The 16,958-nt window shown below is 37.6% G+C and carries 14 protein-coding genes; all 14 read left to right on the top strand.

Going from position 1 to position 16,958, the window contains the following annotated elements:
• Nucleotides 1-483: four helix bundle protein (locus ACJB0T_RS19115; protein WP_495292923.1), on the top strand; the 483-nt coding region annotated here is incomplete at its 5' end.
• A 127-nt stretch (nt 484-610) separates the two neighbouring features.
• On the top strand, nt 611-2,776 hold the full coding sequence (locus ACJB0T_RS19110) for a polysaccharide biosynthesis tyrosine autokinase (RefSeq protein WP_479291823.1): 2,166 nt from the start codon (nt 611-613) through the stop codon (nt 2,774-2,776).
• Nucleotides 2,777-2,928: 152 nt separating this feature from the next.
• Nucleotides 2,929-3,624 carry an acylneuraminate cytidylyltransferase family protein gene (locus tag ACJB0T_RS19105; protein WP_479291821.1) on the top strand — a complete coding sequence of 232 codons (696 nt, stop codon included), beginning with the start codon at nt 2,929-2,931 and terminating at the stop codon, nt 3,622-3,624.
• Nucleotides 3,621-4,664, top strand: a complete 1,044-nt coding sequence (locus ACJB0T_RS19100; protein ID WP_479291819.1) for an N-acetylneuraminate synthase family protein — start codon at nt 3,621-3,623, stop codon at nt 4,662-4,664. The genes ACJB0T_RS19105 and ACJB0T_RS19100 overlap by 4 nt, the downstream gene beginning before the upstream one ends.
• A gap of 1 nt (nt 4,665) precedes the next feature.
• A complete protein-coding gene (neuC, locus tag ACJB0T_RS19095; RefSeq protein ID WP_479291817.1) occupies nt 4,666-5,790 on the top strand; it encodes a UDP-N-acetylglucosamine 2-epimerase in 1,125 nt (374 codons plus the stop codon).
• The gene (locus tag ACJB0T_RS19090) at nt 5,790-6,896 is read left to right on the top strand and encodes a polysaccharide pyruvyl transferase family protein (protein WP_479291815.1); all 1,107 of its coding nucleotides are present in this window, start codon (nt 5,790-5,792) and stop codon (nt 6,894-6,896) included. The genes neuC and ACJB0T_RS19090 overlap by 1 nt, the downstream gene beginning before the upstream one ends.
• Nucleotides 6,893-7,540, top strand: a complete 648-nt coding sequence (locus ACJB0T_RS19085; protein ID WP_479291813.1) for a CatB-related O-acetyltransferase — start codon at nt 6,893-6,895, stop codon at nt 7,538-7,540. The genes ACJB0T_RS19090 and ACJB0T_RS19085 overlap by 4 nt, the downstream gene beginning before the upstream one ends.
• A gap of 1 nt (nt 7,541) precedes the next feature.
• On the top strand, nt 7,542-8,735 hold the full coding sequence (locus tag ACJB0T_RS19080; RefSeq protein ID WP_479291812.1) for a lipopolysaccharide biosynthesis protein: 1,194 nt from the start codon (nt 7,542-7,544) through the stop codon (nt 8,733-8,735).
• Nucleotides 8,732-10,039 carry a surface carbohydrate biosynthesis protein gene (locus ACJB0T_RS19075; protein WP_479291810.1) on the top strand — a complete coding sequence of 436 codons (1,308 nt, stop codon included), beginning with the start codon at nt 8,732-8,734 and terminating at the stop codon, nt 10,037-10,039. The genes ACJB0T_RS19080 and ACJB0T_RS19075 overlap by 4 nt, the downstream gene beginning before the upstream one ends.
• Complete coding sequence (locus tag ACJB0T_RS19070) at nt 10,040-11,188, top strand: O-antigen ligase family protein (RefSeq protein ID WP_479291808.1); 1,149 nt, start codon at nt 10,040-10,042, stop codon at nt 11,186-11,188.
• A 132-nt stretch (nt 11,189-11,320) separates the two neighbouring features.
• Nucleotides 11,321-12,424 carry a glycosyltransferase family protein gene (locus ACJB0T_RS19065; RefSeq protein ID WP_479291807.1) on the top strand — a complete coding sequence of 368 codons (1,104 nt, stop codon included), beginning with the start codon at nt 11,321-11,323 and terminating at the stop codon, nt 12,422-12,424.
• Nucleotides 12,418-13,608 carry a glycosyltransferase family 4 protein gene (locus ACJB0T_RS19060; protein WP_479291805.1) on the top strand — a complete coding sequence of 397 codons (1,191 nt, stop codon included), beginning with the start codon at nt 12,418-12,420 and terminating at the stop codon, nt 13,606-13,608. The genes ACJB0T_RS19065 and ACJB0T_RS19060 overlap by 7 nt, the downstream gene beginning before the upstream one ends.
• Nucleotides 13,609-13,618: 10 nt before the next feature.
• On the top strand, nt 13,619-15,055 hold the full coding sequence (locus ACJB0T_RS19055; protein WP_479291803.1) for a mannose-1-phosphate guanylyltransferase/mannose-6-phosphate isomerase: 1,437 nt from the start codon (nt 13,619-13,621) through the stop codon (nt 15,053-15,055).
• 82 nt (nt 15,056-15,137) lie between these two features.
• Nucleotides 15,138-16,556 carry a phosphomannomutase gene (locus ACJB0T_RS19050; protein ID WP_479291802.1) on the top strand — a complete coding sequence of 473 codons (1,419 nt, stop codon included), beginning with the start codon at nt 15,138-15,140 and terminating at the stop codon, nt 16,554-16,556.
• Nucleotides 16,557-16,958: the final 402 nt, after the last annotated feature.

Below are 16,958 nucleotides of genomic sequence, written 5' to 3'. Positions count from 1 at the left end.
ACCAAGAACCAAGAACCAAGAACCAAGAACCAAGAACCAAGAACCAAGAACCAAGGCCCAAGAACCAAGGCCCAAACCCTAGACCCAAAACCCAAGGAACTTACCTTGCAATTCGAACACCTAGAAGTCTGGAAAAAGAGCTCGCGACTATGCGTAAAAGTCATTAAAGAGTTAGAGCACTGCAAAAATTTCAGCATGAAAGACCAACTATCTAGAAGTTCACTATCAGTTCCCTCTAACATAGCAGAAGGTGAAGAGCGTGAAACTGCAAAAGAGTCCGCGAGATTTCTCTATATAGCGAAAGGTTCATGTGGAGAAATGATTACACAATTATACATAGCTGCAGAGTTGAACTACTTGAGCAAAGATAAATCGAGGGAGTTCATTAGTGAAGCAAAACACATCTCTGCAATGCTCGCAAAACTAATAAAAATTCGTCGAGGCTCTGTCAAAGAGGAAAGTGCCACCTACAACATCAATTAGATGAGCTCAACTCCTCCAAGAACCAAGAACCAAGAACCAAGAACCAAGAACCAAGGACCGCTCTTACCAAGGACCGCTCCCCCAAAGCCCATCACTTAAAGCTTCAACCGGAATTAAAACTTTCATCATGACAACATCAACACCACAAACCCCAACCTCCTCCCCCGACGAAATCGATCTCGGCAAACTGCTCGGCATCCTTCTCGACGCCAAATGGATCATCATCGTCACTACCTTCATCTTTGCTTGTGCTGGTGTTGTGTTTGCGTTGATGTCGACGCCGATCTATAAAGCCGATGCTCTAATCCAAGTTGAGCAAAAAAGTGGCGGCATGTCTTCGCTATTAAGTGAAGGGTTGGGGGATATGTTTGCTCAAGAGTCGTCGGCGACGACCGAAATTGAGCTAATTAAGTCACGTATGGTGCTTGGGCAAACCGTCGATAAGTTAAACTTAACCACGGTAGCACAGCCAAAATACCTGCCTGTTATTGGTAAAGGTTGGGCACGTCTATCGGGTAACCAAGCAAGAATCGACGTTGGTCGCCTAGAGGTGCCAGAGCAGTTCTACTATTTGGAAGACAAAACGTTAACGTTAACTCTGCTCGATACAGAAGCCGCCACTTACTCACTGCAAGACGCCTACGACAGAGTGCTTCTTGAAGGGCGTGTTGGCGAGCTGGCAATCGGGGAAGGTTACAAACTGTTTGTGACCAGCCTAGAGGGCGAGCAAGGGCAGCCGTTTAGTTTGGGTAAGGTAGCGCGTATTGATGCCATTAGTGATTTACAAAAATCGCTCTCCATCTCGGAGCGTGGCAAGCAAACCGGTATTTTACAGCTCTCTTTAGAAGGCGACCACAAACCGCAAATTGAGCGCGTACTGAACGACATTAGCCAAAACTACTTTTTGCAGAACGTGGCTAGGCAGTCGGCAGAAGCGGAAAAGAGCTTAGAGTTTTTAAAAGGTCACTTACCAGACATTAAAACCAGCCTAACCAGCGCAGAAGACACATTAAACCGCTTCCGCCAAGAGAACGAATCGGTCGATTTAGGGTTAGAGGCACAGTCAACACTCAAAGTCATGGTAGAGCTAGAAGCGCAGCTTAACGAGCTTACCTTTAAAGAGAGTGAAATTAGCCAGCGCTTTACCAAAGACCACCCTGCGTATCGCTCGCTATTGGAAAAGCGCGAAACACTGCTGTCTGAAAAGCAGCGCTTAAACAAGCAAATTCAAAAGCTACCAAAAACACAACGCGAAGTGCTACGCATGACGCGTGATGTAGAGGTAAACCAGCAAATCTACGTACAACTACTCAATAAAGTACAAGAGCTGAGCATTTTAAAAGCGGGCACCGTGGGCAATGTGCGCATTGTCGATATGGCGCAGTCATACACTCATCCAGTGAAACCGAAAAAACCGCTCATTGTAGTGTTAGCGACGTTGTTAGGTGGCATGTTGAGCGTCGCATTTGTGTTGGTGAAAGCGGCCTTCCACAAAGGCATTGAATCGCCAGACGAGATAGAAGCGATGGGCATGCCGGTTTACGCGAGCATTCCTAAATCGGAAGTTCAGCAGCAGCTGGATGCACGCAAACGTCGCAAAACTGAGGTGGCCAAACTGCTTTGTGAGAGTAACCCAGCGGATCTCTCTATTGAAGCCCTGCGCGGCCTGCGCACCAGTTTGCACTTCGCCATGATGGAAGCCAAAAACAACGTGGTGATGATCTCTGGCCCTGCGCCAGGCATTGGTAAGTCATTTGTGTCGACCAACTTTGCAGCCGTGGCAGCAAAAACAGGCCAAAAAGTCTTGCTGGTGGACGCCGATATGCGTAAAGGCTACCTACAGAAAAACTTTAACCTGAAATGGGATGACGGCCTGTCTGATTTACTTAGCGGTAAGCTCACCACCGAGGAAGTCATTAAGCACAGCAACATAGATAACCTAGATGTGTTAACCCGTGGTCATGTACCACCTAACCCATCTGAGCTACTTATGCACCCTCGCTTTGCCGAATTTATCCAATGGGCGAGCGACAATTATGACCTAGTTATTGTCGATACCCCGCCTGTACTGGCCGTGACAGACCCAAGCATTGTCGGCGCTCATGCCGGTACAACGCTCATGGTGGCGCGCTTTGGTCAAAACACGCTCAAAGAGCTAGAAGTTGCACAAGGCCGATTTGAACAATCGGGCATTGATGTGAAAGGCGTGATCTTTAACGCGATTGAGAAGAAGGCATCGAGCAGCTATGGGTATGGGTATTATAACTATGCGTATGTGAGTGATAAAAAGTAAAAACAGGACCTATTGGGGCGGTTTTTAAAAAGGTAGCAAAATCTAGGTTTTATAAGGGATTGTCGAAAATAGACCGTCTCAAATGAATGAAAAGTGTCTCAGATGGCGGGTTGTCTGAGGTTTATATATCAACTAAAAGTACGCATTTTATCATGAATAAGAAGTTTATAGGGCTAATTACAGCACGAGGTGGCTCTAAAGGACTACCGCGTAAAAATGTGTTGCCGCTAAATGGTATACCTCTCATTGGTCTAACAATCAATGCTGCGAAGCAATGTGATTTTGTCAGTGATATTTACGTTTCTACTGATGACGAAGAAATTGTAGAAGTAAGTAAGGCGTTTGGTGCAAAGGTTATCCTAAGACCTGCTGAATTAGCAAGCGATACCGCTAGTAGCATTGATGTCGTATCACATGCAATTACATGGCTAGAAAATCAGGCTATCGTATGTGAAGATATGGTTTTACTTCAACCTACTTCACCACTTCGAACAAGTGAACACTTGAACAACGCTCTGATTCAATATACGGACAATGATGCTTCATTTGTGATTAGTGTATTTGAGCCAACACATACGCCTATTAAGTCCTACATCCAACAGAGTGACGGTTCAATTCAAGGGCTATTCAGTGATGAAGCCCCTTATATGCGCAGGCAAGAGCTACCAAAAGCATTTCAACCCAACGGCGCCATTTATGCATTTTCCGTTGCTGAATTTAAAAAGATAAACCACTTCCCAAGAAGTAATGTCTTCCCTTTTATCATGTCTGAAATTGAATCCACAGACATAGACACTATTGAAGACTTTAAACTTGTAGAAAAAAAATTAAAGGAACTGAGTAAATGACAAACCCTATATTTGAAATCTCTGGTCGTAAAATTGGCCTTGATTATGCCCCTCTCGTTATTGCTGAAATTGGTATTAATCATGAAGGCTCACTAGATGTAGCATACGAAATGGTTGATGCTGCGATCGAAGGTGGCGCAGAGGTGATTAAGCACCAAACACACGTCGTTGAAGATGAAATGAGTGGGGAAGCAAAAAAGGTTATTCCTGGTAATGCTGATGTTTCTATCTATGAAATTATGGAGCGTTGTGCACTCAATGAAGAAGATGAAACAAAGCTAAAACAATACGTAGAATCCAAAGGTGCAATTTTCATTAGTACCCCTTTTTCTCGCGCAGCAGCACTTCGTCTAGAGCGCATGAACATCCCTGCTTACAAGATTGGTTCTGGTGAGTGTAATAATTATCCACTTCTGGATCTTATCGCTAGTTTTGGTAAGCCTATCATTCTTAGTACTGGTATGAACGACATCCCTTCTATTGAGAAAGCCGTGAAGATCTTCCGCAAACACGGCACGCCATTTTGCCTATTGCACACAACCAATTTATACCCAACACCTGACCATCTAATTCGCTTGGGTGCAATGGAGCAGTTACAACAAGCATTCTCTGATGCGGTTGTTGGCTTATCCGATCATAGTATTGATAATACAGCTTGCTTGGGCGCAGTCGCTTTAGGCGCATCGGTACTTGAGCGCCACTTTACTGACAGAAAGGACCGTCCTGGCCCTGATATCGTATGCTCAATGGACGCAAAAGAGTGTGCCGAACTTATCTATCAGTCTAAACGTATGGCAGAAATGCGTGGTGGTCAAAAAGAAGCAGCGAAAGAAGAGCAAGTAACCATCGATTTTGCGTATGCAAGTGTTGTGACAATTACAGAGGTTAAAGCTGGCGAAGAACTAACCCGTGATAACCTGTGGGTGAAACGCCCTGGTACAGGTGACTTCTTAGCGGAAGATTATGAAAGCCTACTGGGTAAAATCGCGAAAACTGCTATTCCCGCAGATACGCAAGTTAAAAAAGAACACGTTGAATAATATGAAAAAGATACTGTTTCTAACTGGAACTCGAGCTGACTTTGGTAAATTAAAAAGTTTGATCACTCGGGTTGAGCAACACGATCATTTTGAGGCTCACATCTTTGTTACTGGTATGCATATGATTGCGAAATATGGGATGACAGCGACAGAGGTTGAGAAAGTTGGTTTTAAATCAATATTCAAGTACATAAACCAAAATGGTCACGACTCAATGGATGTGATCTTAGCTAAAACAATTCAAGGACTATCTGACTATTCCAAAGAGTTAGATCCTGACATGATTGTAGTGCATGGGGATCGTGTTGAAGCGATGGCTGGAGCTATTGTTGGATCGTTGAACAATATTTTGGTAGCGCATATTGAAGGTGGGGAGGTATCGGGGACAATCGATGAACTTATACGACATTCAGTTTCAAAAATGTCGCATTTGCACTTTGTTTCTAACGAGGTGGCTAAATCTAGGTTGATTCAGTTAGGTGAATCTAAATCTAATATTTTCGTGATTGGTTCTCCTGACTTAGATATTATGACTTCAGATAATCTACCATCGCTTAATGAAGTGAAGCAACGATATGAAATAGATTTTGATAATTATGCTGTATTTATGTATCACCCAGTAACAACTGAGTTGAATGATTTGTCACAAAATATTTCAGAAGCGATTAGCGGTATTATTTCAAGTGGAAAAAATTATGTGGTAATTTTTCCTAATAATGACCATGGTTCGGAAGTTATAATTAATGAACTTTCGAGACTTTCAGGTAACTCTAGATTTAAAATATTCCCAAGTATTCGTTTTGAATGTTTTTTGACGTTATTAAAAAACTCTGAATTTATTGTTGGTAATTCTAGCGCTGGAATTAGAGAGGTCCCGTTCTATGGGAAACCGACAATTAATTTGGGTTCACGCCAGAATAATCGTTCGAATGCAACGTCGATTATCAACATAGTTGAGAATGCAAAGCTGATTTCTGAAGCTATTGCCAGGGTCGATAATTGTAGTTTTGAACGAACTCTGGAGTTTGGTGATGGTAAAAGTGATGAGTTATTTATTAATTTGATTGAAAGTGAACATATCTGGAATACAAGTCAACAAAAACTATTTATGGATCTTGAGAAATAATGAAAATCCTACATATTGCTGCGTTTGAAGGGAATATTGGCGACAATGCTAGTCATCTTGGTTTTTTATCAATTTTAGATAGCATGTTAGATAAATATACTATCGATAGACTAGAAATAAGAAAGGCATATATAAATTACTTAGGTGATGATAAGTTGAATTTTGATGAAAGCTTCGCCAAGTTAGCAAATGAATATGATCTTTTAGTCTTTGGTGGTGGAGGCTTCTTAGATTATTGGGTCGAGGGTTCATCAAATGGAACAACTATTGATATTGAAACTGAAATACTAAAAAAAATAACGACGAAAGTTTTGATTACGAGCGTCGGTTGTAATCCTCATCGTGCAGTGCCGCCTGAAAATTATAATAAATTTAGAAATTTTTTAGATTATGTCAAAGAAAGTGATAATGTAACAATCGCAATTAGAAATGATGGTTCAGTTGATTCTATAAAAAAAGATTTCGGCCCCGATTATTTAGAAGGAATAGTAGAGATTCTAGATCATGGCTATTTCTATAAACCAAAAAATAGCACAACATTACCAATTAATGATAATTATATTGCGATCAATATAACTGATGATCAGTTAGATATGGAAGGTGGTATCAAGGGCGAAAAAGATTGGTACTATATGGAGCTGGAAAAAACAATTGAAACAGCTCAGCGTTGTGGTTTTAAAACAGTATTTGTACCTCATATTCATCAAGATGTAGAAGCTATAGGTACGGCGCTTAAATACTTACCTTCTTCATTAGTCAGAAAAAGTACAATTATCGCACCGTGCTTGCAAGGTGACGACGGTACGGATTTTTTATTCAACATATATAAGAGAGCTGAATTTGTAATAGCATCACGCTATCATGCAAATGTTTGTGCTATTAAGTTTGGAGTGCACACAATTGGTTTATCTCCTCTGCCAAGAATTGATTACACACACAAACAAATATGCTCAACTCAAACTAGTATAGAAATAAAGCCAAACTTTTCATCTAAAATTGAATCAATTATTAGGAAACCTATCACTCATGATAAGACGGTTCTTGAAATGAAAAAAACACAAACACTTTGCTTCTATAAAGAATATTTTGAAAGCATAATGGTATGAAAAGATTAATAGCAAATGTTTACAGTTTAATATTTTGGAAAGTGCAGTCTTATAAGTATGGTTTGCATATCGAATCTAATGACATTGATAGACGCGCGAAATTGCATGGTAGGAATATTATAAGAAAAGGTGTAAGCATTTCTGGTAATGTAGAAATAGGGAAATATAGTTATGTGTCTGGTCCAAATACAACTATTAATAGTGCAGAAATTGGTCGGTTTTGCTCTATTGCAATGGGAGTAAAAATAGGCTTAGATGAACATGATTATAGCTTAGTAAGTACACACCCTTTTCTCTATTCTAAAAAATTCGGTAATTTCGTAAAGGAAAATGGAAGTAAACAAAAAAAGTTACGCCCAGTCATCGGTAATGATGTTTGGATAGGGGCTAATGCAGTAATTAATAGAGGCGTTACCATTTCAAATGGTGCTGTTATCGCGGCCGGTTCTATAGTTACAAAAGATGTTCCTCCTTATTCAATAGTTGCGGGAATACCTGCTACTATCATATCTAAACGTTTCGATGATGATGTTATCCAAGAACTCGCTAATATTGATTGGTATGAATGGACGGATGAGAGAATTAAGGATAGTTTAGACAGTTTTTATAATGTTAGAACTTTTATAGATAGTATTAAGGAGTGAAATGTCATTTTTAAATATTTCATTTCGAGCAATTGCTATTATTATTAAGTTCTTGTCACTTGCATTCATCACACGAGGCTTGAGTGACGGAGAATTAGATGTATATTTTATAATTATTACAATATCAGCAGTTACGTCACAATTGTTTGGATTGCAAACATTTCATGTAGTAATGCGAAGGTTTAATAGCAAAAACGAAATAGATGTCATCGATACTCAGCTTTACCAACATATTATCGGATTTGTATTATTGGTGCTGATTTTTATTATTTTTAGAAATCACATAAAAGATTACATTAACTATCCAATATTGACACTATTTGTTCTTACTATATCAGAAATACTAGTTAGTGAGATATCAAGGTTGTTTATAGTCATTGGGAAAAGTCTATATTCTAACATACTAGCTTGTGTCAACGCATTGAACTACTTGATGTTTGGTTTAGCCATTAATTATTGGCCTAAGGTTTTTACAGTTTTAAGCAGTTGGACATTTATATTAGTGCCTACATGCTTAATTTCAGTTAGTATGTTCTTTTTTGTTTTTAAAAGAGATGATTATTTATTTTTCACGAGAAATTTTTCTAGAGTAGATTTAGTTACACTTATCTATGATTCCAAGCCATATATACTATCTCAGGTGCTTAATCTAACTGTAATTTACTTATCCAGATTTATATTAGAGTATCAAAATGTAAACACACTCCTTTCTTACTATTCAATTATCCATTCATTCTCAAGTGTTGTTTCAGTTTTTCTTACTGTGGGGATTATTGCGCCTTTAAGCTCAACATATATGAAAGGAAACGAGATAACTATTAAATATATAATGATGAAAACTATTGCTTTTTCTTTGTTTGCTATATTTACATTAATGGCTATCTACCCTCTAATTGTATTATTTGTTGGTAAGGATGGACTGATCGATTACCAGCTAGATTTTTTATTTCTTCTGATAGGGACAGCCACTTTCTCTATGTCTCAAGTTTTGCAGTTATTTTTCCTCAAAAATAATTTTGATTCTGTAAATTTATATTCATATGCAGCTTCTGGAATGGTATCTATATTTTTGGGTTTTATATTAATACCTATTTTTTATATATCTGGAGCGGCGGTAACCTTTCTAATTTCATCGTTTGTTTTAATTTCTGTAAGAACGTTTTTCTATAATAAATATAAACAAGGCAAAGTATGATTAATATTGACTTCATAATATTCTATGAACACGTTCCAAGAGAGTGGAACAGTGTACAAAGACTTAAGAGTGAGTTGAATAAACTAGGCTTTAAAGGTGTTATTTATCCTAAGCACTTTTACAAATACAAAGCACTAATTAAATTCCGTCCTAGGATTGTTATAGTTCCCTATCTATATAGTAAAAATAATGATCAACATCTCATGTTTGAGGAAATATATGGTAATATCCCTATTCTAAACTTGCATTCAGAACAATTACATGATGAAACTACAAAAGCATTTCAGATGCCACATGATAATTATGCTCGCTCAGCCTATCATATTAGTTGGGGAGATAAGTTTGCTGATGCATTAGTCGATTATAAGGTAGATTCGGAGCTTATATTTAAAACTGGTTCTATTAGGAATGATGACACTTTTCTTAAAGGTAAAAGTAAAAAAACGAAAAATCGTATTCTTATACCGACTGCTTTTTCCAAAACATTTGTCAGTTCAGTATATATAGACAAACTGACTTCTTTAGAATCTATTGACAGAGAAAGATATTTAGAAAAATTAGAGTACACAACTCAAGTGAGAGATGCTTTCTTTAAAAGCATTTATGATTTATCCAAGGAACTTTTGGAAAAGAATTTTATATTTAGACCTCACCCTTATGTTGAGATAAATGACTATGTTGAATGCTTCTGTAAGGTCAATGATATTAAAGATTTGCCAAGTAATGTATATGTTGAGCGTGATGGAAGTATTCAAGATGATTTGAAAAATTCCGAGAAGATAATAACGTGGTACTCTTCTACAGCACTGGATGCGTTTTTGATGGGGAGAGAAGTGATTATCTATGAACCAGTTGTTACACCTGATTACATGAAAATAGATTTCCTTAATTACTTTAAAAGTGCAGTAAACATTCATGAACTAAAAGAATATGTGTTAGAGTCTAACAACGAGGTTGTTGTTAATAATACCTACGAATACATAAACTCCGTTTATGGACCTGTTGATGGAAAAAGCTGTCAAAGAGTTGCTCATGTTGTATATGAAATTCTAACTAATCAACCAAAGGTAGAGAGAAGCTTAAGTTTACTAGCTTTTCTAAAATACACCGGTAAGTATTTATACATTGATGTAACTAAAAGTATATTAAGAAAAATGGGTATCCTAGAAAAAATAAAACCTTTTTATAAAGGGATTGTGAATGATAATTCTTTTGACGAATCAATGAATATTGAACTTTATGAAAAAAAAATGAGTAGTTTAAAGATGACGAAGCACAAAAATGGATATCATATAGGTGAATAAGTGTTGATTTTTTGGCTCCTTTCATTGTTATTCTATTGGAGTAAATATCCAGGGGTTGGCACGGCTATTATTGTTCTTGGTGCAATATTTGAATTCTATAGAGGAAATAAGTTATCATTAGGGACTGTGAAATTTTCATGTCTTTTTGTTATCGTTATTCTATTTTCTAGTTTAGCATCCTCATTTTTTAATGGTAATGATATTGGTTATGATGGACTAATCACTTTAACTCATGTTTTTATTTTGTGCGGTTCATTTGTTTTCTTAAACCTGAGTGCATTTAATAATAGATATGTTAAATCATTTATTGTTGTTTTTTCTATAACGGCGTTGATTTCTTCATTAGTTGGTATTTTTATATCAAATGAGTTTTTCTATTATACTAATGCTCTTGGTGCTAGTCGCTTTCAATATGTATTTGGTGAGCCAAGTTACCTAGCTATATATTCATGTATTTTACTCTATATTTCATATTTTTATTTACCTAGGAAGGATGATTTATATTTAAAGTTTTCCGAGTTATGCTTGCTATTCTGCATTCTATTGACTGGGAGCGGTAGTGGCTTAGTAATTTTGACTTTGATTTTTTTACTAAAATTCAAATTTGGAATAAATACCTTTTTTATATCCCTAGTCAGTGTTTTATTACTGATTTACTTTCTCCCACCTTCATTGTATGAATTCTTGACTCATAGAGTTGATCAAATACTCAGTGGCGAAGTGGGGGCTAGCACTAGAATAAGATTTATAGCACCATTTGAAGCTTTATCTATAATGTTAAATGAGTCTCCTATTTTTGGGTTTGGTTTACTTAATTATAAAGATTTTATGCTGGATAACTACCAAGATTTCATGTCTTTTATAAAAATGGACGAAAAAGGTGTATTTTATAAAAATACAAATATAGATAATGTTTGGATCGTTTTGTTGTTTACAAGTGGGTTTACGGGATTAGTGGCCATTTTATCTTGTATAATATTTCGAATTAAAAATAATCTATTGGATCTTAGGACTTTTACTCTTTTTTTGTGTGTGTTTATTTTCATAGGCGCATTTATTAATCCTCTCTTCTTTGGTCTGATTTATGGAAATTGGTGCAGGGTTAGTAACACTGAAGGTACTGACTATTTCTGCCAAGATAGGTCGTGAACAAGGTCAAGTATATAATTAAATTTTTTAAGAGATAATGTTAAGTCAAATAAATTTATTATATTTGTCATTTTTAATTACAGTGGCTATATATAATTAATAATGTTAATTAAAGGTTGAGTTTCTTCTTCTATGGATAAAAAAATCACATTAATAACAATTAATTCCGAACAGGAGTTAACTGGAGGGGGGCATTATTTACGTTGCTTGATAAATGGATATGAAAAGATCACTAATGAATTAACAGTCGTATCAAAGTCTGCTACCAAGACTAATTTCTCATTTCAATGTAATACGTTGTTCAATCATTTAAAAAAGAGTTTTTTATCTGAAATTTTCTCTCGTTTATTATTTTGTCCAAGTTTCTTATTGTTTTATTTTCCGACAATTTTTAAACAATGCATTAAAAGCGATATCATAGCGCTACATAGTTCTAGGTTGGGTATTTTATCATTATTGTTGTCAATAGCTTTTCCTGGAAAAAAAATATTTTGTCATTTTGATAATGTTGAATATCTGCTTTTGAAAAGTAGAGTCGCTAAACCATCTTTTACTTTGAAGTATATTGTTAATATCTTAGATTTTACTTTGATTTCAATGTCTGAAAAACTATGTGTGAAATTTTCCGATGAATGTTCCTTCATTACTATCTCAGACGCTAATTATTTTGATAAAAATGATTTTATTATTCCAATATGCTATGAAAAATCTACTAGCGTTGAACTGTCAAATTCATCTGGAGATTATTATCTTTTTACCGCTTCTTTTGATTTTGAACCAAATATTGACGCACTGAACTCATTCGTTGAAATAGCTAATTCTCACCCTAGTTTAAAATTTGTCGCGGCTGGGCGAAATTTGAAAAGCTTTAACTATGATTACGTTTCAAATCTTACTTTAATTGACTCTCCTTCCGTTTCTAGAATGGAAGACATTTTTATTAATGCTAAAGGTTATATTTCTTGCGTGAATTTTGGGAGTGGGATGAAGACCAAAGTTGCAGAAGCTATGAAATATGGTTTACCCGTTTATGCTACTGGTAATTCATTGGTTGGATATGAAGAAATTTCACATAAAGATTATATAAATAATTATACTGATCTAGTTAATTTGTCTGATTTGTTAAAATTAAATGATGGAAGAGTTTTTGATAGGCAGGCTATCTATCGGGACTTTTTAAATTACTATACCACATCTCGTGTAGAACTTGTTTTAAAGAGAATGTTTGCATGCTAAAAAAGAAGATATTGGTGCTAACTCCAAGGTATCCATACCCTGTTATCGGTGGTGACCGATTACGCATATTCGAGATATGTAGAGAGCTTTCTAAAAAATATTCAGTGACGCTCTTAAGTCTATGTGAAACGCAAACTGAAATGGAGATGGAAAACCCTAGTGATGGTGTTTTTTCATCAGTTTATAAGGTTTTCTTGCCAAAGTGGAAATCATATCTAAACTGCTTATTAGCACTTCCTACTACAAAGCCTTTACAGGTTGCTTATTATAATAGTAGTGAGTTTTCAAAATTAGTAAATGAATTATCATTAGAGCATGACTTGGTATTACCACATCTTATTCGGATGGCTGATTATGCCAAGAATCTAAATGGGCCAAAAGTTCTCGAGATGACGGATGCCATTTCAATGAATTATTCTCGTGTTATTGAAACGAAAAATAATGCGGGGTTGAAGGGTTATATTTATAAAGTTGAGCAGTCTCGTTTAAATCGATACGAAAAGAAAATCACACAGCATTTTGATTATAATGTACTTGTATCTCAATTTGACAAAGACTTCCTGTTTAAGCCCTCTGACAAATATTATGAGAAAACTCTCGTTTGTTCCAATGGCGTTGATTTATCTTCTTTACCTTATGAGTTTTCACCTAGGAAAAAAGAAGTTGTCTTCATTGGTAACATGTTTTCTGCCCAAAACCTTGATGCTGCAATGTGGTTCGCCAAAGAATGTCTGCCTGTATTACGTAAACATGGTGATTATAAATTTAAAGTAATTGGTCGAATTAAACCTGAAGATGAGCAAAAACTTAAACGCATAGCTGGTGTTATTGTAACCGGAGCCGTTGAGGATGTGGTCGAACATGCAAGAGGGGCGGTCGCAGGTATATGCTCTGTTCGTTTAGCTGCAGGTGTTCAAAATAAGATTTTAGAGTATATGGCTTTAGGGTTGCCAACGATTACAACGGCTACTGGGTTAGAGGGCTTAGATTCAACTCCAGGTCAAGATATATTGATTGCTGACACACCTGATGAGTTTATTAAGCAAATATTGCTCATAGATAATGATACTGAATTCGCTAAGTCTTTATCAGTAAACGCCCTTAGCTACGTACAAACTAACCATTCTTGGTCGGGAAAATTAGCTCCTGTAACTATCGCTATAAAAAATCTTCTTTCAATTTAAAGGTATTCTTATGATTCAACCTGTCATTATGGCTGGTGGCACCGGTTCTCGTCTTTGGCCTCTATCTCGCGAACTTTATCCAAAACAGTTTTTAAAAGTAACTGGCGAACAGTCAATGTTACAGCAAACCTTTGCTCGCCTCGAAGGGCTAGAGCACACAGCGCCATTACTTATTTGCAATGAAGAGCACCGGTTTATTGCTGCAGAGCAAACGCGCTTAGGTGGTTTTGAGCATTCTGGAATCATATTAGAGCCAGTGGGCCGTAATACAGCACCAGCAATAGCTCTAGCTGCACTTCAAGCGCTAAAGAACGTTGAAGGTTCAGACGTTGAGCCTCTATTGTTGGTGCTTGCTGCTGATCACTTGATTGAAAACCAAGACGCATTTCAACTTTCCGTAAATCAAGCTTTAGCTCATGCAGAAGCTGGCCAGTTAGTCACGTTTGGTATTGTACCGACTGCTGCGGAAACTGGGTATGGTTATATTAAACGAGGAGTACCACATAGCGACACAGCGTTTAAAGTTGATAGTTTTGTAGAAAAACCAGATTTAGAGACCGCGCAAGATTATTTAGATTCTGGTGAGTATTACTGGAATAGCGGCATGTTCATGTTTAAAGCTTCTCAATACATTGAAGAACTGAAAGCGCATAATCCAGCTATGCTAGAAGCTTGTGAAAAAGCCATGATTTCAACCCAATCCGATTTAGACTTTATACGCGTAGATAAAGATGCATTTGAAGCTTGTCCATCTGACTCTGTTGACTACGCTGTCATGGAACCTGTTTGTTCAGCGGATGGTTCAGGTAACCTTGTTGTCGTTCCTATGAATGCGGGTTGGAGTGACGTCGGATCTTGGTCTGCATTGTGGGATGTAACTGAAAAAGATAGTAACAATAATGCTCACAAAGGTGATGTGATTGCAGTTAAATCTACGAACAACTATGTGTATGCCGAAAATAAACTTATTGCAACAGTCGGTATTAATGACTTAGTGATTGTTGAAACTAAGGATGCCATCTTGGTCGCGGATAAATCACAAGTGCAAGATGTTAAAGCGATTGTACAGCAACTAAAAAATTCAGAACGTTCCGAATATAAAATTCATCGTGAAGTTTATCGCCCTTGGGGTAAATATGATTCAATTGATTTTGGTGCGCGTGATCAAGTGAAACGTATCACAGTAAATCCGGGTCAAAAGCTTTCGATTCAAAAACACTTTCATCGCAGTGAGCACTGGATTGTCGTTGCTGGTACAGCAAGTGTAACCAATGGTGATGAAGTGATTTTAGTGACTGAAGATCAGTCGACTTATATTCCTTTAGGTACGATTCATGCTCTTGAGAACCCAGGTAAGATCCCATTAGAAATGATTGAGGTTCAAACTGGTTCATATCTTGGTGAAGATGATATTGTTCGTTTTGAGGATCGATATGGTCGCGCCTAGGAGTGTGAGTGATATTTTTCTTAAATTAAGTTGTCTCTAATCACTTAGTTTATTCAATATTCAGCAGATATATAGAGTTTATATGTTAATTAGTTCAACCGTTATTAAAGAATCCGGCATTGAGTTTGGCACCAGTGGTGCTCGTGGTTTGGTAGAGCAGTTCACAGCTGATGCTTGCGCAGCTTTTACCCATGCATTTATGCAGTGTATGCAAGGGCAGTTTCATTTTAAAACCGTTGCGCTTGCTGTTGATAATCGCCCGAGTAGTCCAGCAATGGCGCAAGCTTGTATAAAAGCTTTAGAGCAGTTAGGACTTGAGGCCGTTTATTATGGCGTGGTACCAACACCAGCGCTAGCTTATGTGGCAATGCAAGACAATATTCCATGCATTATGATTACCGGTAGTCATATCCCCTTCGATCGTAATGGTCTTAAGTTTTACCGACCTGACGGTGAAATTACGAAAGCTGATGAGCAAGCGATTCTAAACGCTGATGCGGCTTTTACTACAATCAGTGACTTGCCTGAACTGATCGTTAACCAACGTGCCGCAACGAGCTATATTGCTCGTTACACTGAGTTATTTGATACTTCGTTACTTAGCGGCAAACGTATTGGTATTTATGAGCATTCAAGTGCGGGCCGTGATTTGTATGCACCGCTATTTACCAGCCTCGGTGCTGAAGTCATTTCACTAGAGCGCAGTAATGAATTTGTTCCTATTGATACCGAAGCTGTAGCTGATGTAGATAAGCTAAAAGCATTAAATTGGGCTAAGCAATATAAACTAGATGCTATTTTCTCGACAGATGGCGATGGTGACCGCCCGCTAGTTGCCGACGAGAAAGGTGAGTGGCTACGTGGTGACATTCTGGGCTTATTATGTTCAAGAGCAATGAACATTGAAGCACTTGCAATCCCTGTTAGCTGCAATACCGTGGTAGAAAGCTTAGATGTGTTTAGACATGTTGAGCGTACAAAGATTGGTTCGCCTTATGTTATTGCAGAATTTGCGACACTGGCGAAGACTTACGATTCTATTGCGGGCTTTGAGGCTAATGGTGGCTATTTGCTGGGTTGCGATGTCAAAATAAACGGAAAAACGCTGAAAGCATTGCCAACTCGTGATGCCGTTCTACCCGCTTTAATGCTGCTTGCTGCTGGCAAAAATGGTATTTCTCAACTTGTTGATGCCTTACCTCAAAGAGTAACTGACAGTGACCGTATTCAAGATTTTGCAACCGAAAAAAGCCTGCTAATTTTAGATGATGGACAAGCTAACCCAGAACTATTATTGGCTAAGCTAGGTTTTGACTCGGTAGTAATTAAAAATGTTGATGTTACTGATGGATTACGGTTAACGCTTGAGAATGATGATGTAATTCATCTCCGTCCTTCTGGGAATGCTCCAGAGTTGCGTTGTTATGCTGAAGCAGAGGTTGCCAGTCAAGCGAAGCAAATAGTGGAGCGAGTTTTAAGTAATATTCAAAAGCTCCAATAGTCCTCGCCCTTGGGGAATGATCCTTGTGATCCTTTTTTCGTTCGTCAATCCGACATTTCGCAGCCAATTTAGGAATAAACCGCTTCATATAGCGAACCAAGAAGTTTGAGTAGCCGCGATTGATGCTCTTGAACGCCTGCAATAAAGCTCTGACCATTGAAGTCGAGTGTGTCGATGCCTTCGAACTTTAAGAATACCCAGCGTGCTGTCGGTTTTACTGTTGTCTAGGAAAAAATACAGGACACCCATGTATTTGACGCCCTCGCAATCCCCAACTAGCCTTACTTTATCTGTTTAGATTTTGTTCGTTGGTGGTTAGGATGACTCAAGCTCGCTCAACTCAAGTATCCCTTCAAGACACGGCGCACTATCACTGTATTTCACGGTGTGTGCGCCGTGCTT

This window comes from Vibrio sp. CB1-5 (assembly GCF_059412285.1).
This window is presented reverse-complemented; position numbering and strand designations above follow the sequence as displayed.